This window comes from Piscinibacter sp. (assembly GCF_047600445.1).
Lineage (GTDB): Bacteria > Pseudomonadota > Gammaproteobacteria > Burkholderiales > Burkholderiaceae_C > Piscinibacter.
On record NZ_JASGKT010000002.1, the window covers coordinates 1838422 to 1863639 of the forward strand.

Sequence of the window (25218 nt, forward strand, 5' to 3'; positions counted from 1 at the left end):
AGGTGCTACCCCGTTCGGGCTGAGCTTGTCGAAGCCCTTCGACAAGCTCAGGGCGAACGGAGCTTTGCCCGCATCACACCTCCAGCCACTCCTTGCGGATGTAGGCGTTGGCGCGCAGTTCGGCCGGCGAGCCCTCGAAGACGATGCTGCCGTGGCCCATCACGTAGCAGCGCTGCGAGATCTGCAGCGCGATGGTGAGCTTCTGCTCGACCAGCAGCACCGAGACGCCGCGGTTCTTCAGCTCCTTCAGGTACTCGGCCACCAGCTCGACGATCTTCGGCGCCAGGCCCTCGGTGGGCTCGTCGATCATGATCAGGTCGGGGTCGCCCATCAGCGTGCGGCACAGCGTCAGCATCTGCTGCTCGCCGCCGGACATCACGCCGGCCGCGGTGTGCTGGCGCTCCTTCAGGCGCGGGAACATGCGGTACATGTCGTCGAAGCTCCAGCGCGGCTTCTTCGCGCCGCGCTTCTCGCCGAGCATCAGGTTCTGGTGCACGGTGAGCTTGGGGAAGATGTCGCGGTTCTCCGGCACGTAGCCCACGCCCAGGTGCGCGATCTCGAAGGGCTTGCGGCCCAGCACCTCGCGGTCGCGCAGGCGCACCGAACCGGTGGCGTCGACCAGGCCCATGATCGCCTTCGCGGTGGTCGAGCGGCCCGAGCCGTTGCGCCCCAGCAGCGCGACGATCTCGCCCGGCTGCACGTTCATGTGCACGCCGTGCAGCACGTGGCTCTTGCCGTAGTAGGCGTGCAGGTTGCCGACCTGGAGAAGGCTCATACCGACGCCCCCGCCGCCTGCGCCTCGGCCAGCACCGAGCCGAGGTAGGCCTCCTGCACGCGCGCGTTGGCGCGCACCGCCTCGGGCGTGTCGAAGGCGATCACCTCGCCGTACACCAGCACCGCGATGCGGTCGGCCAGGCCGAACACCACGCCCATGTCGTGCTCGACGGTCAGCAGCGTCTTGCCCTCGGTGACCTCGCGGATCAGTTGCACGAAGCGCGTGGTCTCGCTGCGGCTCATGCCGGCGGTGGGCTCGTCGAGCAGGATCACGTCGGAGCCGCCGGCGATGGTGACGCCGATCTCCAGCGCGCGCTGCTCGGCGTAGGTGAGGTTCATCGCCAGCACGTCGCGGCGCTTGTCGAGCTTGATCATCTTCAGCACCTCGTCGGTGCGGTCGTTGGCGTCCTTCGCGTCGGCGAGGAAGCGCCAGAACGAGTAGCGGTAGCCGCGCGACCACAGCACCGCGCAGCGGATGTTCTCGAACACCGACAGCCGCGTGAACAGGTTGCTGACCTGGAAGCTGCGCGCCAGGCCGCGGCGGTTGATCTCGTACGGCGCCAGGCCGCAGATGGACCGCCCGTGCAGCAGGATGTCGCCCGAGCTGACGCCGAAGCGCCCGCTGATCAGGTTGAACAGCGTGCTCTTGCCGGCACCGTTCGGGCCGATGATGGCCACGCGCTCGCCCGGCCGAACCTGGAGCGTGGCGCCGCGGATGATCTCGGTCTTGTCGAAGCTCTTGCGCACGTCGCGCAGTTCCAGCGCAAAGGAGGTGCTGGCCGTGCTCATGCCGCGGTCTCCCGGCGCTTGATCTCCTTCTCGATCTCCTCCTGCGTCTGCTCCCACTGGCGGCGGAATTCGCGCCGTGCCAGCTCGAACAGCGCGACGCCGGTCACCAGCACCAGCGTGGCGCCCACCCAGCTATCGACGCCGCGCACGTTCAGCGCGGCGCCCAGGAAGTGCGCCTCGGGGCCCAGCGCGGCGTTGAGCTGCATGTGGTAGACCATCTCGATCATCGCCGCCAGCGCCAGCACCACGACGGCGGCGGTGCCGCCCAGCGCGAGGTAGGCCGGCCACAGCCGGCGCAGCTTGCCGAAGGCGGCCACGCGCAGGTTCATCATGATGAGGCTGGCCACGCCGCCGGGCGCGTACATCACCATGAACAGGAAGATCAGGCCCAGGTACAGCAGCCAGGCCTTGGTCAGCTCCGACAGCAGCACCAGCGCCACCACCATCAGCACCGCGCCGATGATGGGCCCGAAGAAGAACGTGGCCCCGCCCAGGAACACGAACAGCAGCAGCGCGCCCGAGCGCGCCGCGCTGACGACCTCGGCGGTGACGATCTCGAAGTTCAGCGCCCCCAGGCCGCCGGAGATGCCGGCGAAGAAGCCCGAGATCATGAACGCCAGGTAGCGCACGCGCTGCGCGCTGTAGCCGACGAATTCCACGCGCTCGGGGTTGTCGCGCACCGCGTTGAGCATGCGGCCCAGCGGCGTGCGCGTCAGCGCGAACATCGCCGCGGTGCTGAGGAAGCAGTACAGCGCGATCAGGTAGTAGAGCTGGATCTGCGGCCCGAAGCTCACGCCCAGCACCGGCTTGCCGATGACACGGTCGCCGGTGATGCCGCCCTCGCCGCCGAAGAACTCGGGCAGCATCAGCGACATCGACCACACCAGCTCGCCGATGCCCAGCGTGATCATCGCGAACGTCGTGCCGGCCTTCTTCGTCGTCACCCAGCCCAACAGCGCCGCGAAGAACCAGCCCGCCACGCCGCCGACCAGCGGCATCAGGCTCACCGGTATCGGCAGCGTGCCGCCGCTGGCGGCGTTCAGCGCGTGGATGGTGATGAACGCACCCAGCCCGCTGTATACCGCGTGGCCGAAGCTGAGCATGCCGCCCTGGCCGAGCAGGATGTTGTAGGCCAGGCAGGCGATGATCGCGGTGCCCATCTGCGAGAGCATCGTCAGCGCGAGGCTGGAGCTCCACAGCAGCGGCGCCACGGCCAGCACCAGCGCGAACAGGCCCCAGACGATCCAGCGCCCGACGTTCCAGGGCTTGAAGTGGTAGACGGCGGCGGCCATGCGTTCAGCCTTCCCGGGTGCCCAGCAGCCCCTTGGGCCGGAAGATCAGGATCAGCACCAGCAGCAGGTACGGCAGGATGGGGGCCGCCTGCGCCAGCGTGATCTTCATCAGCGGATAGCTCAGGTCGCCGGGCGCCACCGTCCAGCCGAAGGCCGCGGCGAGGTGCACCAGCGACTTGTCGACCGTCAGCGGCAGCGTCTGCAGCAGCCCGATCAGCAGCGAGCCGATGAAGGCCCCGGCCAGCGAGCCCATGCCGCCCACGACGACGACGACGAAGATGATGCTGCCGACGATGGCCGCCATCGAGGGTTCGGTGACGAAGGTGATGCCGCCGACGACGCCGGCCAGCGCCGCCAGCGTGCAGCCGCTGCCGAACACCAGCATGAACACGCGCGGCACGTTGTGGCCCAGCGCCTCGACCATCTCGGGGTGCGTCAGCGCGGCGGTGATGACCATGCCGATGCGCGTGCGCGTCAGCATCAGCCACAGGCCCACGAGCATCAGCAGCGCCACCAGCATCATGAAGCTGCGCGTCATCGGGAAGCGCGTGCAGGCCACGCCGGCGGCCTGGCACAGCTCGGCCGGCGCGGCGCCGGCCGTGACGCTCAGCGCGCCGGCGGCGTCCTTCACGATCGTGAACGCGGGGCCCTGCAGCAGCGCCGGCGGGTCGAAGGCCACCGTGGCGCGGCCCCACACGAGCTGCACCAGTTCCAGCACGACGTAGCTCAGGCCGAAGGTGATCAGCAGCTCGGGCACGTGGCCGTAGGCGTGCACGCGGCGCAGGCACAGCCGCTCGAACAGCGCGCCCAGCAGCCCCACCAGCAGCGGCGCCAGCGGCAGCGCGACCCAGAAGCCGACGATGCCGGTCAGCGTGTACGCGAAGTACGCCCCCAGCATGTAGAAGCTGGCGTGCGCGAAGTTCAGCACGCCCATCATGCTGAAGATCAGCGTCAGGCCCGAGCTCAGCATGAACAGCAGCAGCCCGGAGCTGATGCCGTTGAGGATGTTGATCAGTACCTGGTCCACGCGTCTGCGGTTCTGGCGGTGTCGGGCGAGACAAGGGCCCGTTGGAGCCGGTGGCTCCAACGGGCCGATGCCGGCGGCGGGGTCCGGGTGCGGCCGGGTCTCAGGACGGGCGCTTCATCTGGCACGACGTGGGCGTGCTCGAGACGTAGGCCTCGTAGGTCTTCACCGGCTGGAAGTTGTAGCCGGTGTTCTCCACGCTGTAGTCGTCGGGCTTGGGGCCGACCTTGTGCCAGCGGCTGATGTACAGCGTCTGCTGGAGCTGGTGGTCGGTCTTGCGCATCTCGACATCGCCGTTGAAGCTGCGGAACTTCAGGCCCTCCATCGTGGCGGCCACCTTCACCGGGTCGGTGCTCTTGGCCTGCGCCATCGCCGTGGAGAGGATGGCGTAGGCGTGGTAGACGGCGCCGGTATACCAGTCGTCGTTGAAGCGCTTCTTGTACTCGTCCATCAGCGCGCGGGGCTCGCCGGTCATAGCCGAGTGCATGTACGAGGCCTGGTACACGCGGTCGGCCATCGCGGCGCCCATCGCGGTGGGCGTGCCGGAAACGCCGGCGTAGTAGGTGAAGAAGCGCGCGTTCAGGCCCGCGTCGTTGGCAGCCTTCATCAGCAGCGAGAGGTCGGAGCCCCAGTTGCCGGTGATGATGGTGTCGGCGCCGGCGGCCTTGATCTTGGCCACGTAGGGCGCGAAGTCGCGCGTCTGCGCCAGCGGCGTCAGGTCTTCGCCGACGATCTCCACGTCGGGCCGCTTGCGCGCGAGCATCTCCTTGGCGTACTTGGCCACCTGATGCCCGTGCTGGTAGTTCTGGTTCATCAGGTAGACCTTCTTGACCTCCGGCATGTCCTTCATGAAGGTGGTCAGCGCCTCCATCTTCATCGAGGTGTCGGCGTCGAGCCGGAAGTGCCAGTAGTTGCACTTGCTGTTCGTGAAGTCGGGGTCCACGGCGGCGTAGTTCAGGTACACCACCTCCTTGCCGGGGTTGCGCTCGTTGTGCTTGGTGATGCCGTCGATGATGGCCGCCGCCGCGCCCGAGCCGTTGCCCTGCACGACGTAGCGCACGCCCTGGTCGATGGCGGACTTCAGCGCGTTCGAGGTCTCCTGCGGGCTGAGCTTGTTGTCGATGCCGATGACCTCGAACTTCACGCCGGCCGGGTTCTTCTTGCTGAAGTACTCGGCCAGGAACTGGAAGCTCTTGAGCTGGTTCTGGCCCACCGGGGCCATCAGGCCGCTGAGCGGGTCGATCCAGGCAATCTTGACGGTCTCGCCCTTCTGCGCCCAGGCCGCGCCGCTCATCAGCATCGCACCGCACAGGGTGCCGAGGACATGTTTCGTGAAGTTCATCGGGTGCTCCGGAAGTGGGGGTCTGTCTGCCGCGGGGCAAAGCGTCCGCACGGTAGCGGATCGCACCCCCGTCGGGTGTTGGGGACTACCCCGAACGGCCCCGCCGTCCGGGGGTGGACCCGGCTCAGCCCCCCGGCAGCACGTGGTCCTTGAACAGCTCGCGCAGCTTGAGCTTCTGGATCTTGCCGGTGGCGGTGTGCGGGATCTCGTCGACGAAAGCCACGTCGTCGGGGATCTGCCACTTGGCGATGCGGCCGTCGAAGAAGCCGAGCATCTGCTCGCGCGTCAGCTCGGCGCCGGGCTTGCGCACCACCACCAGCAGCGGGCGCTCGTCCCACTTCGGGTGGCGGCAGGCGATCGCGGCGGCCTCCAGCACCGCCGGGTGGCCCATCGCGATGTTCTCCAGGTCGATCGAGCTGATCCACTCGCCGCCGGACTTGATCACGTCCTTGCTGCGGTCGGTGATCTGCATGTAGGCGTCGGCGTCGATCGCCGCCACGTCGCCGGTCGGGAACCAGTCGCGGCCGTTGACCTTGATCAGCGGCGACTCGTCGCGCTGGAAGTAGCTGCGGATGATCCACGGCCCGCGCACCACCAGGTTGCCCGAGGCGCTGCCGTCCCAGGGCAGCGAGGCGCCGTCGTCGTCGACGATCTCCATGTCGACGCCGAAGATCACCTTGCCCTGCTTCTCCAGGATGCGGCGCCGCGCCTCCGGCGGCAGCGCGTCGTGCTTGCCCTTGAGCTTGGACAGCGTGCCCAGCGGCGACATCTCCGTCATGCCCCAGGCGTGGACGACCTCGATGCCGAACTCGTCCTCCAGCGTGCGCATCATCGCGGGCGGGCAGGCCGAGCCGCCGATCACGGTGCGCTTGAGGGTGCTGAACTTCAGCTTGCCGGCCTGCGCGTAGTTGATCAGGCCCAGCCACACGGTCGGCACGCCGGCGCTGAAGGTGACCTTCTCCGACTCCATCAGCTCGTAGAGCGACTTGCCGTCCAGGTGCGGCCCGGGGAACACGAGCTTGGAGCCGATCATCGGCGCGGCATAGGGCGTGCCCCAGGCGTTGACGTGGAACATCGGCACCACCGGCAGGATGGCGTCCTTGGCGCCCACGCCCATCGCGTCGGGCAGCGCCAGGCCGTAGCTGTGCAGCAGCGTCGAGCGGTGGCTGTAGACGGCGCCCTTGGGGTTGCCGGTGGTGCCGGAGGTGTAGCAGATGCTCGAGGCGGTGTTCTCGTCGAACTCGGGCCAGCGGTAGATGCCGTCCTCGGCGTCGACCAGCTCCTCGTAGCTCAGCAGGTTCGGGATCGTGGTCTGCGCCGGCATGTGGCTGCGGCCGGCCAGCGCCACGTAGTGCTTGACCGTCGTCAGCGCCGGCACCAGCTTCTCGACCAGCGGCAGGAAGCTCAGGTCGAAGCACAGCACCTTGTCGGCAGCGTCATTGACGATCCAGGCGATCTGCTCGGGGAACAGGCGCGGGTTGATGGTGTGGCACACCAGCTCCGAGCCCGAGGTGCCGTAGTAGATCTCGAAGTGGCGGTAGCCGTTCCAGGCCAGCGTGCCCACCCGGTCGCCCGGCTCGCAGCCCAGCCGGCCCAGCGCCTGGGCGAGCTTGCGCGCGCGCAGCTCGGCGTCCTTGTAGGTGTAGCGGTGGATGTCGCCCTCGACGCGCTTGGAGACGATCTCGACGTCACCGTTGTGACGCGCTGCGTGCACCAGCAGCGAGGAGATCATCAGCGGCATCTGCATCATCTGGCCCATCAGGCGTGGCATGGTCTGGCTCCTTGTTGCAACGCAGTAATGATAGGAAACCCACGCCGCCTTCCCCGCCTGCGGTTTACCCGCAAGGCCATCGCTGGCTACACTCGGCCGCCATGAGCGGATACAAGGTCAGCAAGACGGACGCCGAGTGGCGCGCGCAACTTGACCCGACGCAATACCAGGTGACGCGCCACGCCGCCACCGAGCGGCCCTTCAGCGGCAAGTACTGGGACCATTGGGAACAGGGCCAGTACCGCTGCGTCGGCTGCGACACGCCGCTGTTCGAATCGGGCACCAAGTTCGACGCCGGCTGCGGCTGGCCGAGCTACTGGCAGCCGGTCAACGCCGAGGTGATCGAGCGCGTGGTCGACAAGAGCCACGGCATGGTGCGCATCGAGGTGCGCTGCAACCAGTGCGGCGCGCACCTCGGCCACGTCTTCCCCGACGGCCCCGAGCCCACCGGCGAGCGCTATTGCATCAATTCCGCTGCGATAGACTTCGCCGCGAAATGAAGCTGCTGTTCGACTTCCTGCCGATCATCCTGTTCTTCGCGACCTTCAAGGTCGCGCAAGGGCACCAGGAATGGGCGGCGCGCTTCGCGTCCGAGCACCTGGGCTTCATCGTCAACGGCGGCGTGGTCGGCCCGTCCGAGGCGCCGGTGCTGCTGGCCACGGTGGTGGTGATCCTCGCCACGCTGGCGCAGGTGGGCTGGATCCTGGCGCGCGGACGCAAGGTCGACACCATGCTGTGGGTCAGCCTGGCGCTGGTGACGGTGTTCGGCGGCGCGACCATCTGGTTCCACAACGAGACCTTCATCAAGTGGAAGCCCAGCGTGCTGTACTGGGTGATGGGGCTGAGCTTCTGGCTCAGCCAGCTGCTGTTCCGCAAGAACCTGCTGCGCACGCTGATCGGCGAGCAGCTCGCGCTGCCGGCCGGCGTGTGGCAGCGCCTGAACTTCATGTGGGTGGCCTTCTTCGCCTTCATGGGCCTGCTCAACCTGTACGTGGCCTACAGCTTCAGCACCGAGACCTGGGTGAGCTTCAAGCTGTTCGGCGGCGTCGGCCTGATGCTCGCCTTCACCGTGGCGCAGGGCTTCTACATCAGCCGCCACCTGGAGCACGAGCCCGAAGCCGGCGCCGGCGAGACCCCGCATTGACGATGACGGCGGCGCAAGACATCGAGCGGGCGCTGCGCGCCGCGCTCGAGCCCAGCGAGTTGCAGGTGCGCGACGACAGCCACCTGCACGCCGGCCACGCCGGCGCGCGCGAAGGGCGGCACTTCAGCGTGCGCGTGGCCAGCGCGCGCTTCAACGGTTTGTCACGAGTGGCGCGGCACCGCCTCGTTTATGATGCCCTGCGCTCGCTCCCGGGCATCCACGCCCTGGCCATCGACGCCCGCGCGCCGGGCGACTCCTGAGATTCCCCCTCTCTCCCCCACCATGAAGACATCCGCATCCCTTCGCCTGACCTCGCTCGCGCTCGCCGCGCTGCTCGCCGCGCCGCTGGCCGCGCAGGCGCAGAACATCGCCATCGTCAACGGCAAGGCGGTGCCCAAGGCGCGCGTCGAGGCGCTGATGGCGCAGGCCGTGCGCGGCGGCCAGCAGAAGACGCCCGAGCTGGAGCAGCAGGCGCGCGACGAGGTCGTGCTGCGCGAGATCTTCATGCAGGAAGCCGAGAAGCGCGGCCTGGCCGCCACGCCCGAGTACAAGCAGCAGATCGAGTTCGCGCGCCAGACCCTGCTGATCCGCGAGCTGTTCTCCGACTTCGCGAAGAAGAACCCGGTCAGCGACGCCGAGGTCCAGGCCGAGTACGACAAGTTCAAGAGCCAGTCCGGCGGCACCGAGTACCGCGCGCGCCACATCCTGGTCGAGAAGGAAGACGAGGCCAAGGCGCTGATCGCGCAGATCAAGGGCGGCGCCAAGTTCGAAGACGTGGCCAAGAAGAACTCCAAGGATCCGGGCTCCGGCGAGAACGGCGGCGACCTCGACTTCGCCGCGCCGGGCGCCTACGTGCCCGAGTTCTCGCAGGCGATGGTCGCCCTCAAGAAGGGCGAGATGACCGAGACGCCGGTGAAGTCGCAGTTCGGCTGGCACATCATCCGCCTCGAGGACACGCGCGAGGCCAAGTTCCCGCCGCTGGAAGAGGTCAAGGGCCAGATCCAGCAGCGCCTCGGCCAGCAGAAGCTCGCCGAGTACCGCGACGCGATCCGCGCCAAGGCCAAGACCGACTACAAGTTCTCGGGCCAGAACTGAGCTACATCGCCAGCGCGCCCTGCTCGAGCCGTCCGGCCTCGATGCGCAGTTGGCGGTCGCAGCGCGCGGCGATGGCGCGGTCGTGCGTCACCAGCACCAGCGTCGTGCCGGCCTCGCGGTTCAGCTCGAACATCAGCTCCATCACGCGCTCGCCGGCGGCGAAGTCCAGGCTGCCGGTGGGCTCGTCGGCCAGCAGCACCGCCGGCTGAACCACGAAGGCGCGCGCCAGCGCCACGCGCTGCTGTTCGCCGCCCGAAAGCACCTTGGGGTAGTGGCGCAGCCGCTGCGACAGGCCGACGCGGCCGAGCATCTCGGTGGCCAGCGCGCGCGCGTCGCGGCGCCCCTGCAGTTCGAGCGGCAGCATCACGTTCTCCAGCGCGTTCAGGTTGGCCAGCAACTGGAAGCTCTGGAACACGAAGCCGAGCTTGCCCGCGCGCAGCGCGGCGCGCGCATCCTCGTCGAGCGCGAACAGGTCGGTGCCGGCCAGCCTGACCGTGCCCGCGCTCGGCGTGTCCAGCCCGGCGATGATGGCCAGCAGCGTGCTCTTGCCCGAGCCCGACGCGCCGACGATGGCCGCCGACTCGCGCGGCGCCAGGGTGAAGTCGATGTCGTGGAGAATCGTCAGCGGGCCGGTGGCGTCGCGCACCTGCTTGGTGACGTGATCCACGGCGATGATGGGTTCAGGCATGAAGAAGGGTTCGATGACGAGGCGTGATTGGCTGGCGCACTGTAGCCTGCTCGGCTCCGGCCTGTGCGGCACGGGGGCGCTGGCGGCCGGCGGCGGCGCGCCGCCGCGCACGCTGCTGGTGGTCGGCGACAGCCTGTCGGCCGAGTACGGGCTGGCGCGCGGCAGCGGCTGGGTGGCGCTGCTCGAACAGCGCCTGGCCAAGGAGAAGATCGCCGCCACGGTGGTCAACGCCAGCATCAGCGGCGACACCACCTCGGGCGGCCGCTCGCGGCTGCCGGCGCTGCTCAGGCAGCACAAGCCGACGCACGTGCTGATCGAACTCGGCGGCAACGACGCGCTGCGCGGCCTGCCGCTTCCGATGACGCGCGACAACCTCGCCGCGATGGTGAAGGCCGCGCGCGACGCCGGCGCCCGCGTGCTGCTGCTGGGCATGCAGGTGCCGCCCAACTACGGCCGCAAGTACGGCGACGAGTTCGCGGCGCTGTTCGCCGACGTGGCCCGCGCCGGCGGCGCGGCGCTGGTGCCCTTCGTCCTCGACGGCGTGGCGAACGCGCCGAACGCCGAGGCGATGTTCCAGAGCGACCGCATCCACCCGCTGGCCGCGGCGCACCCGCGCATGCTGGCCAACGTCTGGCCGGTGCTCGCGCCGCTGCTGAAGTAGCGGCGCGGCGCCGGCTCAGAACTGCTGGCGCGGGTTGTTGGGGCGGCCGACGTCGGGCCGCTCGCGGAACGCGGGCTGGTTGAGCTGCGGACGCGGCGCCGGCTCGGCCTGCGGCGGCTGGGGCAGGCGCACGCTGGGCTGCGCCGGCGGCATGGACGGCATCGGCTGGGCCGGCGCGGGCGCCTGGCGCACGATCCGGGGTTGCTGCGGTTGCGGTTGCGTCTGCGGTTGCACCTGCGATTGCGGCTGCTGCGGCTGGAGTTGCTGCTGGCGCCACTGCGGCTGTGCCGGCAGCGGGCGCACGTCGCGCGACTCGCGCTCGCGCATCACCGGCGGGCGCTCGCGCTCGCGCGGCTGCACCGGCGGCTGCGCCGGCGGCGGCGCGCTGCGCACCACGTCGGGCCGGTCGCGCTGGAAGCCGCCTTGCTGCTCCACCCGCTCGCGCAGCGAGGGCGCCGACCGCAGCGGCGGGCGCGCCACCGGCACGTCGGGCCGGCGCGCCACCGGGGCCGGCGCGGCCACCGGCGGGGCCGCCACCATCGCGCCGCGCGGCGGCTGCGTGGCGATCTCGCGCACGGCCGGTGCATCGCGCCACTGGCGCGCCACCGGCGCCACCGGCTGGTGCGCGCTGAGCGTGCTGGCCGGCACCACCGTCACCGCATGCGGGAACTTGCGGTTGCGGAAGTCGCGCCCCTCCACCGCCTGCTGCGGGTTGTTGACGATGGTCGTGATGTTGGTGATGTTGGTGACGTGCGTGACGTTCACGTTGCGCACGTAGCCCGGGCTGACGCGGTAGCTCGGCACGTAAACCTCGCGTGGCGCCAGCGGCACCCAGCCGACCGCCGGGCCGCCGCCGAGCGTGAGGCTGGCCGACACGCGCGGCCCGCCGATCCAGGCCACCATCGCCGGCGCATAGACCGGCCGGCGCACGTAGCTGCCCGGCGCCCAGCACCAGTTCGCGCCGACGTAGACCCAGCGCCCGTAGTGGAAGGGCGCGAAGCCCCAGGGCGCGTCGTCGACCCAGGTCCAGCCCCAGGGCGCCACCCAGGCCCAGCGGCCGGTCGTGTAGGGCGCCCAGCCCGGCGCCACGCCGCGCGGCACCCACAGCGCGCCGTACTCGGGGTTGTCCTGCCAATAGCCATAGCGGTCCAGATCCTCGGCGCCGGTCATCTCGGGCGAGACGTAGCGGTTCGAGGCGCTGCGGTCGTCGGCGCGGTCGCCTTCGTCGACCCAGGCGGCGAAGGCGTCGCGCTGCGGCTCGATCGGGCTGTACTGCGGCGCGCCGGCACGGTCCATCCAGAACTCGGCGCGCTGGCCTGCGTTGATGGTCAGCGCGTTGTTGCGCGTCTCGTAGTAGGCCTGGCCCGCCAGCACGGTGGCGAAGCTGGACGCGGCATCGCGGTCGAAGCGGTAGCGGCCGGCGCGCCGCACGGTGAAGCGCCCTTCGTCGGTGTGCAGTTCGAAGCCGGCCGCCTGGTCGTCGCCGCGGATGCGCACCGCCAGGCTGCCGTCGTGCAGGCGCAGCGCCAGGTGGTCGTCGTCCAGGCGCAGCACCTCGATCTCGGTGGCGCCGTCCAGGCGCAGCACCGACGAGCCGACGCGCAGTTCGCTGCGCGCGCCGCCATCGGTGGCGAGACGGTCGCCGCTGGTCAGCGGGCGGTTGCGCTCGGCGGCGCTCCACTCGCCGTCCTCGGGGTGGTAAAGCCACACCGAGCCCTGCACCACGGACAGCCGCGCGACGCGGCCGGGCGGATCAACCGTTTCGTCGCTGCGCTGCGCCGGCACCGGCGCGGCGACGGCGGTGCAGGCCTGCAGCGCGGGCAGCGCGGCGGCGACGGCCAGCGTCAGGGCCGCGATGAGAGGGTGTCGACGGGGGCTTTGCATGGTGGGCCTCGAATGCCTTTGTCCGTTTCCGCAACGCGCACCGTCACGCCGTCGCCGACCTGTCACGCCGTGTGACACACAGCTTTACAAGGCAGCAGCGTTCAGTCGTCTTCCGCCGCGTCGATGTCGGGGAACAGCACGCTGGTGTAGCCGAAGCGGCTGAAGTCGCGCACGCGCATCGGGTAGAGCTTGCCGGCCAGGTGGTCGCATTCGTGCTGCACCACGCGCGCATGGAAGCCGCCGGCCTCGCGGTCTATGGCATGGCCGTGTGCGTCGAAGCCCCGGTAGCGGATGCGCGCCCAGCGCGGCACCACGCCGCGCAGCCCCGGCACCGAGAGGCAGCCCTCCCAGCCTTCTTCCTCTTCGTCCGACAGCGGCTCGATGCTCGGGTTGAGCAGCACCGTCTGCGGCACCGGTTCGCGCTCGGGGTAGCGGCGGTTCGTCGTGAAGCCGAAGATCACCACGGCGAGGTCGACGCCGATCTGCGGCGCGGCCAGCCCGGCGCCCTCGGCGGCGCGCATGGTGTCGAACATGTCGGCCACGAGCGCGTGCAACTCGGGCGTGTCGAAGCGCTCGACGCGGCGGGCGACGCGCAGCAAGCGCGCATCGCCCATCTTCAGGATCTCGCGGACGGCCATGCGGCCATCATGCCAGCTTCGCGAAGGCCTCGATGACTTCGGGCGGCGCCTGCACCAGTTCGATCAGCACGCCCTCGCCGCTGACCGGGAACTCCTCGCTGCCCTTGGGGTGCAGGAAGCAGATGTCGTGGCCGGCCGCGCCGCGGCGGATGCCGCCCGGCGCGAAGCGCACGCCCTGCGCCGTCAGCCACGCCACGGCGCGCGGCAGGTCGTCGATCCACAGTCCGACGTGGTTCAGCGGCGTGGCGTGCACCGCCGGCTTCTTCTGCTCGTCCATCGGCTGCATCAGGTCGACTTCCACCGTCAGCGGCCCGCGCCCGATCGCGCAGATGTCCTCGTCGACGTTCTCGCGCTCGCTGCGGTAGGTGCCGGTCACCTCGAGCCCGAGCTTGTCGACCCACAGCGTCTTGAGGCGGTTCTTGTCGAGGCCGCCGATGGCGATCTGCTGGATACCCAGCACCTTGAACGGGCGTGTCGTTTCCATCATTCGAACTCCAGGATCACCTGATCCACCGACAGGCTCTCGCCCTTGCCCGCGGCCACCTTGGCGACCACGCCGTCCTGCTGCGCGACGAGGATGTTCTCCATCTTCATCGCCTCGATCACCGCCAGCTTCTCGCCGGCCAGCACCTTCTGCCCCGGCTTCACCGCCACGTCGACCAGCAGGCCCGGCATCGGCGAGAGCAGGAACTTCGACAGGTCGGGCGGCGCCTTGAAGGGCATCAGCGCCTCCAGCTCGGCCGCGCGCGCCGACAGCACGCGCGCCTCGACCCGCAGGCCGTTGTGCACGATGCGGTAGTGCAGCCCGATGCGCTCGATCTGTGCATGGAAGGGCCGGCCGTCGACCTCGCCGCTGACGGCCACCTCGCGCAGCGGCACGGCAAAGCGCAGCGTCGAGGTCTTGCCGGCGATCGTGACGCGGTAGCCGCCGTCGCCGTCGACCACGCGCACCGGCGTCTGGGTGCGGCCGCCCTGCCCGTCGGCGAGCACGATCACGAAGTCCTCGCCGACCTGCAGCTCGTGCCCCGGCAACTGCCCGCTGATGCGCGAGGCGCGCTCGCGCATGCGGCGGTGCGCCGCGCCGGCCAGCATCAGCAGGAAGGCCGGGTCGTCGTGCGGCACCAGCGCGGCCGAGAAGCCCTTCGGGTAGTGCTCGGCGATGAAGCCGGTGTTGAACTGCCCGGCGACGAACTCCGGATGCGCCAGCAGCGCCGACTGGAACGGGATGTTGCTCGACACGCCGCGGATCACGAAGGCGTTGAGCGCCTCGCGCATGCGGCGGATCGCGTCGTCGCGGTCGAGCCCGTGCACGATCAGCTTGGCGATCATCGAGTCGTAGTACATCGGGATCTCGCCGCCCTCGTACACGCCGGTGTCCACGCGCACGCCGCCGCCCTCGGGCATCGGCCGCGCGGCTTCCATCGTCTGCGCCGGCGGCTGGTACTTCACCAGACGCCCGGTGGAGGGCAGGAAGCTGCGGAACGGGTCTTCCGCGTTGATGCGGCACTCCATCGCCCAGCCGCGGCGCGGAATCTGCGCCTGCGTGAAGCCCAGCGCCTCGCCGGCCGCGACGCGGATCATCTGCTCGACCAGGTCGAGCCCGGTGATGCACTCGGTGACAGGGTGCTCCACCTGCAGCCGCGTGTTCATCTCGAGGAAGTAGAAGCTCTGGTCGCGCCCGACCACGAACTCCACCGTGCCGGCGCTCTGGTAGTTCACCGCCTTGGCCAGCGCCACCGCCTGCTCGCCCATCGCCTTGCGCGTGGCCTCGCTGATGAAGGGCGACGGCGCCTCCTCGATCACCTTCTGGTGGCGGCGCTGGATCGAGCACTCGCGCTCGTGCAGGTAGACCACGTTGCCGTGCGCGTCGCCGAGCACCTGGATCTCGATGTGGCGCGGCTCCTCGACGAACTTCTCGATGAAGACGCGGTCGTCGCCGAAGCTGTTGCGCGCCTCGTTGCGGCACGAGCTGAAGCCTTCGAAGGCCTCCTTGTCGTTGAAGGCCACGCGCAGGCCCTTGCCGCCGCCGCCGGCGCTGGCCTTGATCATCACCGGGTAGCCGATGCCCTTGGCGATGGTCACCGCCTGCTCGGGCGACTCGATCACGTCGTTGTAGCCCGGGATCGTGTTGACCTGCGCGGCCAGGGCGAGCTTCTTGGAGGCGATCTTGTCGCCCATCGCGGCGATCGAGGCGTGCTTCGGGCCGATGAAGACGATGCCCTCCTCCTCGACGCGGCGCGCGAACTCCTCGTTCTCCGACAGGAAGCCGTAGCCCGGGTGCACCGCCTGCGCGCCGGTGCGCTTGCAGGCGTCGATGATCTTGTCGGCCACCAGGTAGCTCTCGCGGCTGGGCGCGGCGCCGATGAAGACGGCCTCGTCGGCCAGCTCGACGTGGCGCGCGTCGCGGTCGGCCTCGGAGTAGACGGCCACCGTCCGGATGCCCATCTTGCGGGCGGTCTTGATGACGCGGCAGGCGATCTCGCCGCGGTTGGCAATGAGAATTTTGCTGAACATATCAATCCGTTCGGCGTTCAGAGAGGAATGTTCCCGTGCTTGCGCCACGGGTTGTCCAGTTTCTTGTCGCGCAGCATCACGAGGCTGCGGCAGATGCGCTTGCGGGTCTCGTGCGGCTGGATCACGTCGTCGATGTAGCCGCGCGCGCCGGCCACGAAGGGGTTGGCGAAGCGCGCCTTGTATTCGGCCTCCTTCGCGGCGAGCTTGGCCGGGTCGCCCTTGTCCTCGCGGAAGATGATCTCCACCGCGCCCTTGGCGCCCATCACCGCGATCTCGGCGTTCGGCCAGGCGAAGTTGACGTCGCCGCGCAGGTGCTTGGAGCTCATCACGTCGTAGGCGCCGCCGTAGGCCTTGCGCGTGATCACCGTGACCTTGGGCACCGTGCACTCGGCGTAGGCGTACAGCAGCTTGGCGCCGTGCTTGATGATGCCGCCGTACTCCTGCGCGGTGCCGGGCATGAAGCCGGGCACGTCGACGAAGGTGATCACCGGGATGTTGAAAGCGTCGCAGAAGCGCACGAAGCGCGCCGCCTTGATCGAGCTCTTGATGTCCAGGCAGCCGGCCAGCACCAGCGGCTGGTTGGCGACGATGCCCACCGTCTGGCCCTCCATGCGGCCGAAGCCGATGACGATGTTCTTCGCGTAGTCGGGCTGCAGCTCGAAGAAGTCGCCGTCGTCCACCGTCTTGGCGATCAGCTCCTTCATGTCGTAAGGCTTGTTCGGGTTGTCGGGCACCAGCGTGTCCAGCGAGAGGTCGAGCCGCTCGGCCGGGTCGTCGCTGCGGCGCACCGGCGGCTTGTCCTTGTTGTTCAGCGGCAGGTAGTTGAACAGGCGCCGCAGCATCAGCAGCGCGTCCACGTCGTTCTCGAAGGCGAGGTCGGCCACGCCGCTGCGGCTGGTGTGCGTGGAGGCGCCGCCGAGTTCCTCGGCGCTGACCTCCTCGTGCGTCACCGTCTTCACCACCTCGGGGCCGGTGACGAACATGTAGCTGCTGTCCTTCACCATGAAGATGAAGTCGGTCATCGCCGGCGAGTACACCGCGCCGCCGGCGCAGGGGCCCATGATCATGCTGATCTGCGGCACCACGCCCGAGGCCATCACGTTGCGCTGGAACACCTCGGCGTAGCCTCCCAGCGACGCCACGCCCTCCTGGATGCGCGCGCCGCCCGAGTCGTTCAGGCCGATCACCGGCGCGCCGACCTTCATCGCCTGGTCCATCACCTTGCAGATCTTCTCGGCGTGCGCCTCGGACAGCGCGCCGCCGAAGACGGTGAAGTCCTGGCTGAACACGAAGACGAGGCGGCCGTTGATCATGCCGTAGCCGGTGACGACGCCGTCGCCGGGGATCTTGTTGTCGGCCATGCCGAAGTCGGCGCAGCGGTGCTCGACGAACATGTCCCATTCCTCGAAGGTGCCTTCGTCGAGCAGCAGTTCGAGGCGCTCGCGCGCGGTGAGCTTGCCCTTGCCGTGCTGCGCGGCGATGCGCTTCTCGCCGCCGCCCAGGCGCGCCTTGGCGCGTTTGGCTTCGAGCTGCTGGATGATGTCGTGCATTTGGATGTGCCTCCTCAGGGCTGGGGATGCTGGAACAGGGTCAGGAGAGCGCGCGCCGCGGCCGAGGGCGCGATGCGCGCCTCGTTCACGTCGGCGAGCGTTTGCGGCAGCGCGGCGCGCACCGCCGCGTGCCGGTCGAAGGCGTGGCGCAGCCCGGCGTGCACGATGTCCCACATCCAGGCGCGCGCCTGTTGGATGCGGCGCGCCTCGAACTCGCCGCTGGCGCGCCGCCTGGCTTCGAAGTCCTTCACGGCGGCCCAGAACTCGGCCACGCCCTGCGCCTTCAGCGCGCTGATCTGCATCACCCTGGGCTGCCAGCGATCGGCGGCGTGCGCCGGGTTGCCGTGGAAGCTGAAGACGCGCAGCGCCGAGGTGATCTGCGCCATCGCGCGCGTGGCGGCGTTCGGGTCGATGTCGGCCTTGTTGATGACCACCAGGTCGGCCAGTTCCATCACGCCCTTCTTGATCGCCTGCAGGTCGTCGCCGGCATTGGGCAGTTGCAGCAGCACGAACAGGTCGGTCATGCTCGCGACGGCGGTTTCGCTCTGGCCGACGCCGACGGTCTCGACGATCACCACGTCGTAGCCCGCCGCCTCGCACACCAGCATGGCCTCGCGCGTCTTCTCGGCCACGCCGCCGAGCGTGCCCGAGGCCGGGCTGGGGCGGATGTAGGCGGCCTCGTCGGACGACAGACGCTCCATGCGCGTCTTGTCGCCGAGGATGGAGCCACCCGAGACGTTCGACGACGGGTCGATCGCCAGCACCGCGACGCGGTGCCCCTGCGCGATCAGGTGCAGGCCCAGCGCCTCGATGAAGGTCGACTTGCCGACGCCCGGCACGCCCGAGATGCCGACGCGGATGGCCCGGCCGCTGGCCGGCAGCAGCGCGTTGAGCAGCGCATCGGCGCGCGCACGGTGGTCGGCGCGCGTCGATTCGAGCAGCGTGATGGTCTTGGCCAGCGCGCGGCGCTCGCGGCGCAGCACGCCGTCCATCAGCGGCTGGTCGGCTTCGAAGGGCAAGGCGGTTCGCGTGCGCCCTTCGACAAGCTCAGGGCGAACGGAGGGGGGCGGGGGCCCTTCGACAAGCTCAGGGCGAGCGAGGGGGGATTGGGGGCGAACGGGGGAACGTTCGGGGCGAGCGGGGGGAGGTTCGGGGCGAGCGGAGGGAGGTTCGGGGCGAACGGGGAGAAGTACGGGAGGAACAGGGAGGGGTACTGGGGGAACGGGGGGAACGGGGAGAGGTTCGAGGTGAACGGAGGGAGCTGTGGAGTGAACGGAGAGAGTCCGTTCGGGCTGAGCTTGTCGAAGCCCATCGCGCTGCACCGGCACCCCGGAGCGCGCCAACTCGCTCACCCGCTCCCAATCCCCCGCGATCAAGGCCTGCTTCTTCGCCCGGCTCCAGCCCTTGAGGCGCAGTTCCGCCGCCAGCGCCTCCTCGCGCGACGCGGCCTCCTGCGACCACACCAGCCGCACCGGCCGGCGCGCTCGCGTGTAGCCCTCCACCTCGCCCGTGTCGTGCTGCGCGATGCGGCGCGAAAGCTCGTCCGTGTGGCCGACGTAGTAGCTGCCGTCGGCGCACTCGAGCAGGTAGACGAAGAACGGCTTCACCGTGACAGCGATGCCTTGATCTGCTCGAGCACGTCCTTCGCGCTCGCGGGGATCGGCGTGCCGGGGCCGTAGACGCCCTTGACGCCGGCCTCGAACAGGAACTCGTAGTCCTGGCGCGGGATCACGCCGCCGACGAAGACGATGATGTCGTCGGCGCCCTGCTTCTTCAGGCTGTCGATGATCGCCGGCACCAGCGTCTTGTGCCCGGCGGCCAGTGTCGAGACGCCGACCGCGTGCACGTCGTTCTCGATCGCCTGGCGCGCGCATTCCTCGGCGGTCTGGAACAGCGGGCCCATGTCGACGTCGAAGCCGAGGTCGGCGAAGGCCGTGGCCACCACCTTGGCGCCGCGGTCGTGGCCGTCCTGGCCGAGCTTGGCGATCATCACGCGCGGGCGGCGGCCCTGCTCCTCGGCGAAGGCGGCGATCTCGGCCTTCAGCTTGTCCCAACCCTCGGCGCTGTCGTAGGCGGCTGCATACACTCCGGTCACCTTCTGCGTATCGGCGCGGTGGCGCCCCCAGGCCTTCTCCAAGGCATCCGACACCTCGCCGACCGTGGCGCGCGCTCGGATCGCCTGGATGCTCAGGTCGAGCAGGTTGCCCTTGCCCGTCTCCGCGCACGCGGTCAGCGCGTCGAGCGCCGCCTTCACCTTCGCGCCGTCGCGCGCGGCCTTGATCGCGTTCAGGCGCCTGACCTGGTTCTCGCGCACCGCGTGGTTGTCGACCTCGAGGATCTCGATCGCATCCTCCTTGGCGAGCTTGTACTTGTTGACGCCGACGATCACGTCCTTGCCCGAGTCGATGCGCGCCTGTTTCTCGGCGGCGCTGGCCTCGATTTTCAGCTTGGCCCAGCCGGAGTCGACCGCCTTGACCATGCCGCCCATCGCGTCGACTTCCTCGATGATGGCCCAGGCCTTGTCGGCCATGTCCTGCGTCAGCTTCTCCATCATGTAGCTGCCGGCCCAGGGGTCGACCACGCTGGTGATGTGCGTCTCCTCCTGGACGATGAGCTGCGTGTTGCGCGCGATGCGCGCGCTGAACTCGGTGGGCAGCGCGATGGCCTCGTCGAGCGCGTTGGTGTGCAGGCTCTGCGTGCCGCCGAACACCGCGGCCATCGCCTCGATCGTCGTGCGCACGACGTTGTTGTACGGGTCCTGCTCGGTCAGGCTCCAGCCCGAGGTCTGGCAGTGCGTGCGCAGCATCAGGCTCTTCGGGTTCTTCGGCTCGAACTCCTTCATGATGCGCCACCACAGCAGCCGCGCGGCGCGCATCTTGGCGACTTCCAGATAGAAGTTCATGCCGATGGCCCAGAAGAAGCTCAGGCGGCCGGCGAACTCGTCGACGTCCAGCCCCTTGGCCAGCGCCGTCTTCACGTACTCCTTGCCGTCGGCCAGCGTGAAGGCGAGTTCCAGCGCCTGGTTCGCGCCCGCCTCCTGCATGTGGTAGCCGGAGATCGAGATCGAGTTGAACTTCGGCATGTTCTTCGCCGTGTACTCGATGATGTCGCCGATGGCCCGCATGCTCGGCTCGGGCGGGAAGATGTAGGTGTTGCGGACCATGAACTCCTTGAGGATGTCGTTCTGGATGGTGCCGCTGAGCTTGTCCTGGCTGACGCCCTGCTCCTCGGCCGCCACCACGTAGCCGGCCAGCACCGGCAGCACCGCGCCGTTCATCGTCATCGACACCGAGACCTTGTCGAGCGGAATGCCGTCGAACAGGATCTTCATGTCCTCCACCGAGTCGATCGCCACGCCGGCCTTGCCGACGTCGCCGGTGACGCGCGGGTGGTCGCTGTCGTAGCCGCGGTGCGTGGCCAGGTCGAAGGCGACGCTGACGCCCTGCGCGCCGGCGGCCAGCGCCTTGCGGTAGAACGCGTTGGAGGCCTCGGCGGTGGAGAAGCCGGCGTACTGGCGGATGGTCCAGGGCCGCACCGCGTACATGGTGGCCTGCGGGCCGCGCACGAAGGGCGCGAAGCCGGGCAGCGTGTCGGCCAGTTGCGGGTCGGGCAGGCCCTGCACGTCGGCCGCCGTGTACAGCGGCTTGACGGTGATGCCCTCGGGCGTGACCCAGTTCAGCGCCTCGACGCTGCCGCCGGGCGCCGACTTGGCCGCGGCCTTGAGCCACTGCGCCATGCCGTCGGCTGCGCGCAGGTAATCGTTCGACATGGGGCTTCTCCTCGTCGTCTTCGCTGGCCCGGGCGATGCCCGGCCGGTGTCGTCTGGCGCCTTGCCGGTCGCACCGGCCTCGGCCATAATTCAAAATTGAATTCTATCTTCACCGGCCCGGCTTTCAGCCAGCTTTCGAAAATCGATGACCGCCACGCGCGCCGCCAGCACCGCCCCCGCCCCGTCCAAGCCCTTGGCGGGCCGCCTGGGCGAGCGTGCGCTCTACGAGCAGGTGGCCGAGCGCCTGCGCGCCAACATCCTCGCGCACCGGCTGGCGCCGGGGAGCTGGATCGACGAACAGGCGCTGTGCGCCGAGTACGGCATCAGCCGCACGCCGCTGCGCGAGGCGCTCAAGGTGCTGGCCGCCGAGGGCCTGGTGACGATGAAGCTGCGCCGCGGCGCCTACGTCACCGAGGTGTCGGAGCGTGATCTCGCCGAGGTCTTCCACCTGCTCGCGCTGCTGGAGAGCGACGCCGCCGGCATCGTCGCGGCGAAGGCGAGCGACGACGAACTGGCCGGCCTGCTCGCCCTGCACGACGAGCTGGAGAACTCGCTGGACGACCGCGTGCGCTTCCTCGCCGCCAACGAGCGCTTCCACATGCGCCTGCTCGAGATCGCCGACAACCGCTGGCGCATTCAGTTGGTGACCGACCTGCGCAAGGTGATGAAGCTCAACCGCGCGCAGTCGCTGCAGAAGCAGGGCCGGCTCGAAGCCTCGCTGCGCGAGCACCGCAAGATCGTGGCGGCGCTGAAGGCGCGCGACGCCGAGCGCGCCGCCACGCTGATGCGGCAGCACCTCGAAGCCGGGCGCGAAGCGGCCTCGCCGGCCTGAGCGCAGCCGGGCCGAACCCGCCGGACGCGGCTGCGACAATCGCGCGCATGCCGCCGCAACGCCCCCGCCTCGCGCTGATCGCCGCCGTCGCGCGCAACGGCGTGATCGGCCGCGGCGGCGAACTGGTCTGGCACGAAAGCGAAGACCAGAAGCACTTCCGCCGCGTCACGCTCGGCTGCCCGGTGATCATGGGCCGCAAGACCTGGGACTCGCTGCCGCCGCGCTTCCGCCCGCTGCCCGGGCGGCGCAACCTCGTCGTCACGCGCAACGCCGGCTGGCACGCCGAAGGCGCCGAGCGCGCCGGCTCGCTCGACGCGGCGCTGGCACTCGCGGCCGGCGCCGACAAGGTGTTCGTGATGGGCGGCGCCGAGCTGTACGCGCTGGCGCTGCCGCAAGCCGACGAACTGGTGCTGACCGAGATCGACGCCGACTTCGACGGCGACACGCACTTCCCCGACTGGCCGCGCGAGCAGTTCCGGCTCGCGGCCTGCGAGCCGCGCGTCAGCGCGGCCGGCATCGGCTACCGCTTCTGCCGCTACGAACGCCGCGCGGCCTGAGCGCGCCGCGTGTCGCCGGGCGGCGAACGCCTCATCGGAATTGCGAACGAGTCTCATTACAATATTGCGCGGAGCCACTTCCCCGCGCACCGATGAGCATTTCACGCGACAAGCTGTTGACGTTGCAGGCCTACAGCCTGTCGCGGCGTGCGCAGCGCCAGCAGATGATCCGCCACCGCCGCCAGCGCAGCCTGACGCTCGGGCCGTGCATGCGCCTGCAGTTCGAGGACGAGCTGACCGTGCGCTACCAGATCCAGGAGGTGCTGCACGCCGAGCGCTGCGGCCATCCCGACGCGGTGGAGCACGAGATCGGCACCTACGCGCACCTGGTGCCCGACGGCAGCAACTGGAAGGCGACGCTGCAGATCGAGATTCCCGACGCGCTCGAACGCAGCCGCGAGCTGCCTCGGCTCAACGAGGCGGCGCACCGCCTCTACGTCGAGGTGGGCCGCCAGCCGCGCGTGTTCGCGCTGGCCAACGAAGACCTGCCCGACGGCCATCGCTCGCGGCCCAGCGCGGTGCACTTCCTGCGCTTCCAGTTCGCCGAGTCGCTGCGCGCGGCGCTGCACGCCGGCGCCGCCGTCACGCTCGGCTGCGCGCACGACCAGTACGCGTTCCGCCGCGTCGTGCCGGCCGACACCGTCGCGCGGCTGTGCCGCGACCTCGTGCTGCCCACGCACAAGCTCGACCTCTGCGCCGTGCGCTGACGGGCATTGCGCCGCGCGGCCGGGCGAGAACGGACGTGAACGGGCGCGAAGGGACCGCGACGGAGGTTTGACGCCACGCAAATCCAGGTCGGGAGCATGTCGATATCTTTTGCGAACAGCAATCATTCGCATCTGATTCCATGACCCGACTCCGCCCCATCGTGGCCGCCCTGTGGGCATGCGGCCTGCTCGCCGGCGTGCATCCGCTGCACGCCGCGGCCGCCGCCGAGGAGGCGGAACTGCCCGCCGTCACCGTCACCGCCAAGGGCTACGCGGCCGACAACGCCGAGACGCCCGCCTCGGTGCTGTCGCAGGAGCGGCGCGACTGGCAGGCGCGCGGCGCCGCCAACGTCGGCGACGCGCTGCGCGGCGAACCCGGCCTGGCGGTGGCCGGCGACAGCGCGCAGGGCGCCAACCCGGTGATCCGCGGCCTGAAGCGGGAAAGCGTGGTGCTGCTGGTCGACGGCATGCGGCTGAACTCGGCGCAGCCGGCCGGCGCGATCGCGTCGTTCATGAGCCTCGGGCTGGCCGAGCGGCTGGAGGTGGTCAAGGGCCCGTCGTCGGTGCTGTACGGCACCGGCGCGCTGGGCGGCGCCATCAACGTGCTGCTGCCGCAGGCGCGCTTCGTCGACGGCCTGAAAGCCGAGCTGAGCCTGGGCGCCGACAGCGTGCGGCACGGCGCCTCGGGCGCCGGCGTGCTCAACCTGGCGCAAGGCGACCACGCGCTGATGCTCGGCGCCTCGGCGCTGCGCGCGAAGGACTACCGCGCGCCGGGCGGCAGCGTCGCGCGCACCGGCTACGACAGCGAGGCGCTGATCGGCCAGTACCGCTTCCGCATCGACGCGCGCCAGCAACTGCGGCTGTCGGCGCAGCGCCATCTCGACGAGGACGTCTGGTACCCCGGCTCGACGCGCCCGCTGCCCAACCCCGCGCTGGGCAGCACCACGGTGCACTCGCCGACGCAGCAGCGCCGGCTCTACGAGGCCGGCTACAACTTCAGCGAGGCCGGCGTGGAGGTCGACCTGCGCGCCTACCGCCAGGAGATGCGCCGCGAGATCTGGTCCTGGGCCAACCAGTTGCGGCGCGACACCGCGCGCACCAGCGTCGCGTTCGAGACCGACGGCCTCGACGCCCGCGCGCGCTGGGCCTGGGGCGAGGCGCAGGTGCTCTCGGCCGGCGTCAACGCCTGGCGCATGGGTGCTTCGCCGGCGCGCTACCTGGCCAACCCGACGCCGATGTCGCCGCTGGTGCGCAACGACCCCTTCGCCGACGCGCGCATCCGCTCGCTGGGCGCCTACGTGCAGGACGACGTGCGCCTGGGCGCCTGGGGCCTGGTGGCGGGCCTGCGCCACGACCGCGTCAAGGGCGACGCGGCGTCGATGAGCAACGGCGCGGTGCGCAGCGGCCTGGCGCGCAGCGACGGCAGCACCTCGGGCTCGCTCGGCGTGATGTACGAGGCCGACGCGCTGCTGCGCCCCTACGCGCAGATCGCGCGCGCCTTCCGCGCCGGCGAGATGCGCGAGCGCTACGAGGCCTCGCCGCGCGGCGACGGCTACTTCTACCTCGGCAATCCGCAGATCGCGCCGGAGCAGTCGACGCAGATCGAAATCGGCGCCAAGGGCGAGTCGCCGCGCCTGGTGTGGTCGGCCGCGCTGTACCGCAACCGCATCACCGACTTCATCACCGGCCGGCCCACCGGCGCGGTGCAGAACGGCCTGCCGGTCAAGGCCACCGTCAACCTCGGCCGGGTGGTGATCGAGGGCCTGGAGGCGCAGGTGCGCGGCAAGGTGCTGGCCGAGCACTGGCTGAGCGCCTCCCTGTCGCTGCTGCGCGGCACCAACAAGGACCTGGACGAGCCGCTGTTCCAGATGCCGGCCGACGAACTGTCGCTCGGCTGGGACGCGCGCTGGAGCGCCGAGTGGGCCAGCGACGCGCGGCTGCGCCTGGTGCGCCGGCAGACGCGCGTCGCCACCGCCTTCTCGCTCGGCGGCGAAAACGCCACGCCCGGCTTCGCCACGCTGGACCTGGGCGCCACCTGGAGCTTCGCCAAGGGCCAGCGCCTGCGCATGGCGCTGCGCAACCTGGCCGACAAGGGCTACCACGAACACCTCACCGAAGGCCTGTCGGGGCAGGAGATCCAGGCGCCCGGGCGCAGCCTGCTGCTCAGTTGGCAAGGCAGCTTCTGAC

The 25218-nt window shown here is 70.0% G+C and carries 23 protein-coding genes and 1 pseudogene; 9 read left to right on the plus strand and 15 right to left on the minus strand.

Features of this window, described 5'->3' with window-relative positions:
- Positions 1 to 73: 73 nt before the first annotated feature.
- The 6 genes from QM792_RS12775 to QM792_RS12800 form a co-directional block, all read right to left on the minus strand.
- Positions 74 to 775 carry an ABC transporter ATP-binding protein gene (locus QM792_RS12775; RefSeq protein ID WP_415150482.1) on the minus strand — a complete coding sequence of 234 codons (702 nt, stop codon included), beginning with the start codon at positions 773 to 775 and terminating at the stop codon, positions 74 to 76.
- The gene (locus tag QM792_RS12780; RefSeq protein ID WP_415150483.1) at positions 772 to 1563 is read right to left on the minus strand and encodes an ABC transporter ATP-binding protein; all 792 of its coding nucleotides are present in this window, start codon (positions 1561 to 1563) and stop codon (positions 772 to 774) included. Before QM792_RS12780 ends, QM792_RS12775 begins: the two co-directional genes overlap by 4 nt.
- Entirely contained in the window at positions 1560 to 2855 is a 1296-nt protein-coding gene (locus tag QM792_RS12785; protein WP_415150484.1) for a branched-chain amino acid ABC transporter permease, read from the minus strand. The genes QM792_RS12780 and QM792_RS12785 overlap by 4 nt, the downstream gene beginning before the upstream one ends.
- A 4-nt stretch (positions 2856 to 2859) precedes the next feature.
- Positions 2860 to 3825: a branched-chain amino acid ABC transporter permease gene (locus QM792_RS12790; protein WP_415151628.1), complete on the minus strand. Its 966-nt coding sequence runs from the start codon at positions 3823 to 3825 to the stop codon at positions 2860 to 2862.
- A gap of 157 nt (positions 3826 to 3982) precedes the next feature.
- The gene (locus QM792_RS12795; RefSeq protein WP_415150485.1) at positions 3983 to 5221 is read right to left on the minus strand and encodes a branched-chain amino acid ABC transporter substrate-binding protein; all 1239 of its coding nucleotides are present in this window, start codon (positions 5219 to 5221) and stop codon (positions 3983 to 3985) included.
- Positions 5222 to 5345: 124 nt separating this feature from the next.
- The gene (locus QM792_RS12800; protein ID WP_415150486.1) at positions 5346 to 6992 is read right to left on the minus strand and encodes a 3-(methylthio)propionyl-CoA ligase; all 1647 of its coding nucleotides are present in this window, start codon (positions 6990 to 6992) and stop codon (positions 5346 to 5348) included.
- A 101-nt stretch (positions 6993 to 7093) separates the two neighbouring features.
- Here QM792_RS12800 and msrB point away from each other — a divergent pair, with 101 nt between their 5' ends.
- From msrB to QM792_RS12820, 4 genes are read left to right on the plus strand one after another with little or no spacing between them, the layout of a single operon-like run.
- On the plus strand, positions 7094 to 7492 hold the full coding sequence (gene msrB, locus QM792_RS12805; protein WP_415150487.1) for a peptide-methionine (R)-S-oxide reductase MsrB: 399 nt from the start codon (positions 7094 to 7096) through the stop codon (positions 7490 to 7492).
- Positions 7489 to 8136 (plus strand): septation protein A, encoded by a 648-nt coding sequence (locus tag QM792_RS12810; protein WP_415150488.1) that lies wholly within the window; start codon positions 7489 to 7491, stop codon positions 8134 to 8136. Before msrB ends, QM792_RS12810 begins: the two co-directional genes overlap by 4 nt.
- Positions 8137 to 8138: 2 nt before the next feature.
- Complete coding sequence (locus QM792_RS12815; protein WP_415150489.1) at positions 8139 to 8396, plus strand: BolA family protein; 258 nt, start codon at positions 8139 to 8141, stop codon at positions 8394 to 8396.
- A 22-nt stretch (positions 8397 to 8418) separates the two neighbouring features.
- Positions 8419 to 9231 (plus strand): peptidylprolyl isomerase, encoded by an 813-nt coding sequence (locus QM792_RS12820; protein ID WP_415150490.1) that lies wholly within the window; start codon positions 8419 to 8421, stop codon positions 9229 to 9231.
- A gap of 1 nt (position 9232) precedes the next feature.
- Here QM792_RS12820 and QM792_RS12825 read toward each other — a convergent pair whose 3' ends face one another.
- Entirely contained in the window at positions 9233 to 9919 is a 687-nt protein-coding gene (locus tag QM792_RS12825) for an ABC transporter ATP-binding protein (protein WP_415150491.1), read from the minus strand.
- 13 nt (positions 9920 to 9932) lie between these two features.
- Between QM792_RS12825 and QM792_RS12830 the strand changes: the two genes are divergently transcribed.
- Positions 9933 to 10580, plus strand: coding sequence for an arylesterase (locus QM792_RS12830; protein WP_415150492.1), 648 nt, complete (start codon positions 9933 to 9935; stop codon positions 10578 to 10580).
- A gap of 15 nt (positions 10581 to 10595) precedes the next feature.
- Here the strand turns inward: QM792_RS12830 and QM792_RS12835 are convergent, their stop codons facing one another.
- From QM792_RS12835 to scpA, 8 genes and pseudogenes are all read right to left on the minus strand, one after another.
- On the minus strand, positions 10596 to 12464 hold the full coding sequence (locus QM792_RS12835; RefSeq protein WP_415150493.1) for a DUF6600 domain-containing protein: 1869 nt from the start codon (positions 12462 to 12464) through the stop codon (positions 10596 to 10598).
- A gap of 101 nt (positions 12465 to 12565) precedes the next feature.
- Positions 12566 to 13102 carry a peptide deformylase gene (gene def / locus QM792_RS12840; RefSeq protein WP_415150494.1) on the minus strand — a complete coding sequence of 179 codons (537 nt, stop codon included), beginning with the start codon at positions 13100 to 13102 and terminating at the stop codon, positions 12566 to 12568.
- A 7-nt stretch (positions 13103 to 13109) separates the two neighbouring features.
- Entirely contained in the window at positions 13110 to 13589 is a 480-nt protein-coding gene (locus QM792_RS12845; protein WP_415150495.1) for a VOC family protein, read from the minus strand.
- Complete coding sequence (locus QM792_RS12850; RefSeq protein ID WP_415150496.1) at positions 13586 to 15616, minus strand: acetyl-CoA carboxylase biotin carboxylase subunit; 2031 nt, start codon at positions 15614 to 15616, stop codon at positions 13586 to 13588. Before QM792_RS12850 ends, QM792_RS12845 begins: the two co-directional genes overlap by 4 nt.
- 17 nt (positions 15617 to 15633) lie before the next feature.
- On the minus strand, positions 15634 to 17166 hold the full coding sequence (locus QM792_RS12855; protein WP_415150497.1) for an acyl-CoA carboxylase subunit beta: 1533 nt from the start codon (positions 17164 to 17166) through the stop codon (positions 15634 to 15636).
- 14 nt (positions 17167 to 17180) lie between these two features.
- Positions 17181 to 18158 carry a methylmalonyl Co-A mutase-associated GTPase MeaB gene (gene meaB, locus QM792_RS12860; RefSeq protein WP_415151629.1) on the minus strand — a complete coding sequence of 326 codons (978 nt, stop codon included), beginning with the start codon at positions 18156 to 18158 and terminating at the stop codon, positions 17181 to 17183.
- Positions 18159 to 18560: 402 nt separating this feature from the next.
- Positions 18561 to 18773, minus strand: a pseudogene (locus QM792_RS12865) (GIY-YIG nuclease family protein); the annotation flags it as partial.
- Positions 18770 to 20935, minus strand: a complete 2166-nt coding sequence (gene scpA, locus QM792_RS12870; RefSeq protein WP_415150498.1) for a methylmalonyl-CoA mutase — start codon at positions 20933 to 20935, stop codon at positions 18770 to 18772. The gene scpA and the pseudogene QM792_RS12865, both read right to left, overlap by 4 nt.
- A 145-nt stretch (positions 20936 to 21080) precedes the next feature.
- Between scpA and QM792_RS12875 the strand changes: the two genes are divergently transcribed.
- The 4 genes from QM792_RS12875 to QM792_RS12890 all read left to right on the plus strand — a co-directional run bounded on the left by QM792_RS12875 (position 21081) and on the right by QM792_RS12890 (position 25217).
- Positions 21081 to 21767, plus strand: a complete 687-nt coding sequence (locus QM792_RS12875; protein WP_415150499.1) for a GntR family transcriptional regulator — start codon at positions 21081 to 21083, stop codon at positions 21765 to 21767.
- 47 nt (positions 21768 to 21814) lie between these two features.
- Positions 21815 to 22324, plus strand: coding sequence for a dihydrofolate reductase (locus QM792_RS12880; RefSeq protein WP_415150500.1), 510 nt, complete (start codon positions 21815 to 21817; stop codon positions 22322 to 22324).
- A gap of 92 nt (positions 22325 to 22416) precedes the next feature.
- The gene (locus tag QM792_RS12885; RefSeq protein WP_415150501.1) at positions 22417 to 23031 is read left to right on the plus strand and encodes a DUF3501 family protein; all 615 of its coding nucleotides are present in this window, start codon (positions 22417 to 22419) and stop codon (positions 23029 to 23031) included.
- A 140-nt stretch (positions 23032 to 23171) separates the two neighbouring features.
- The gene (locus QM792_RS12890) at positions 23172 to 25217 is read left to right on the plus strand and encodes a TonB-dependent receptor (RefSeq protein ID WP_415150502.1); all 2046 of its coding nucleotides are present in this window, start codon (positions 23172 to 23174) and stop codon (positions 25215 to 25217) included.
- Position 25218: the final 1 nt, after the last annotated feature.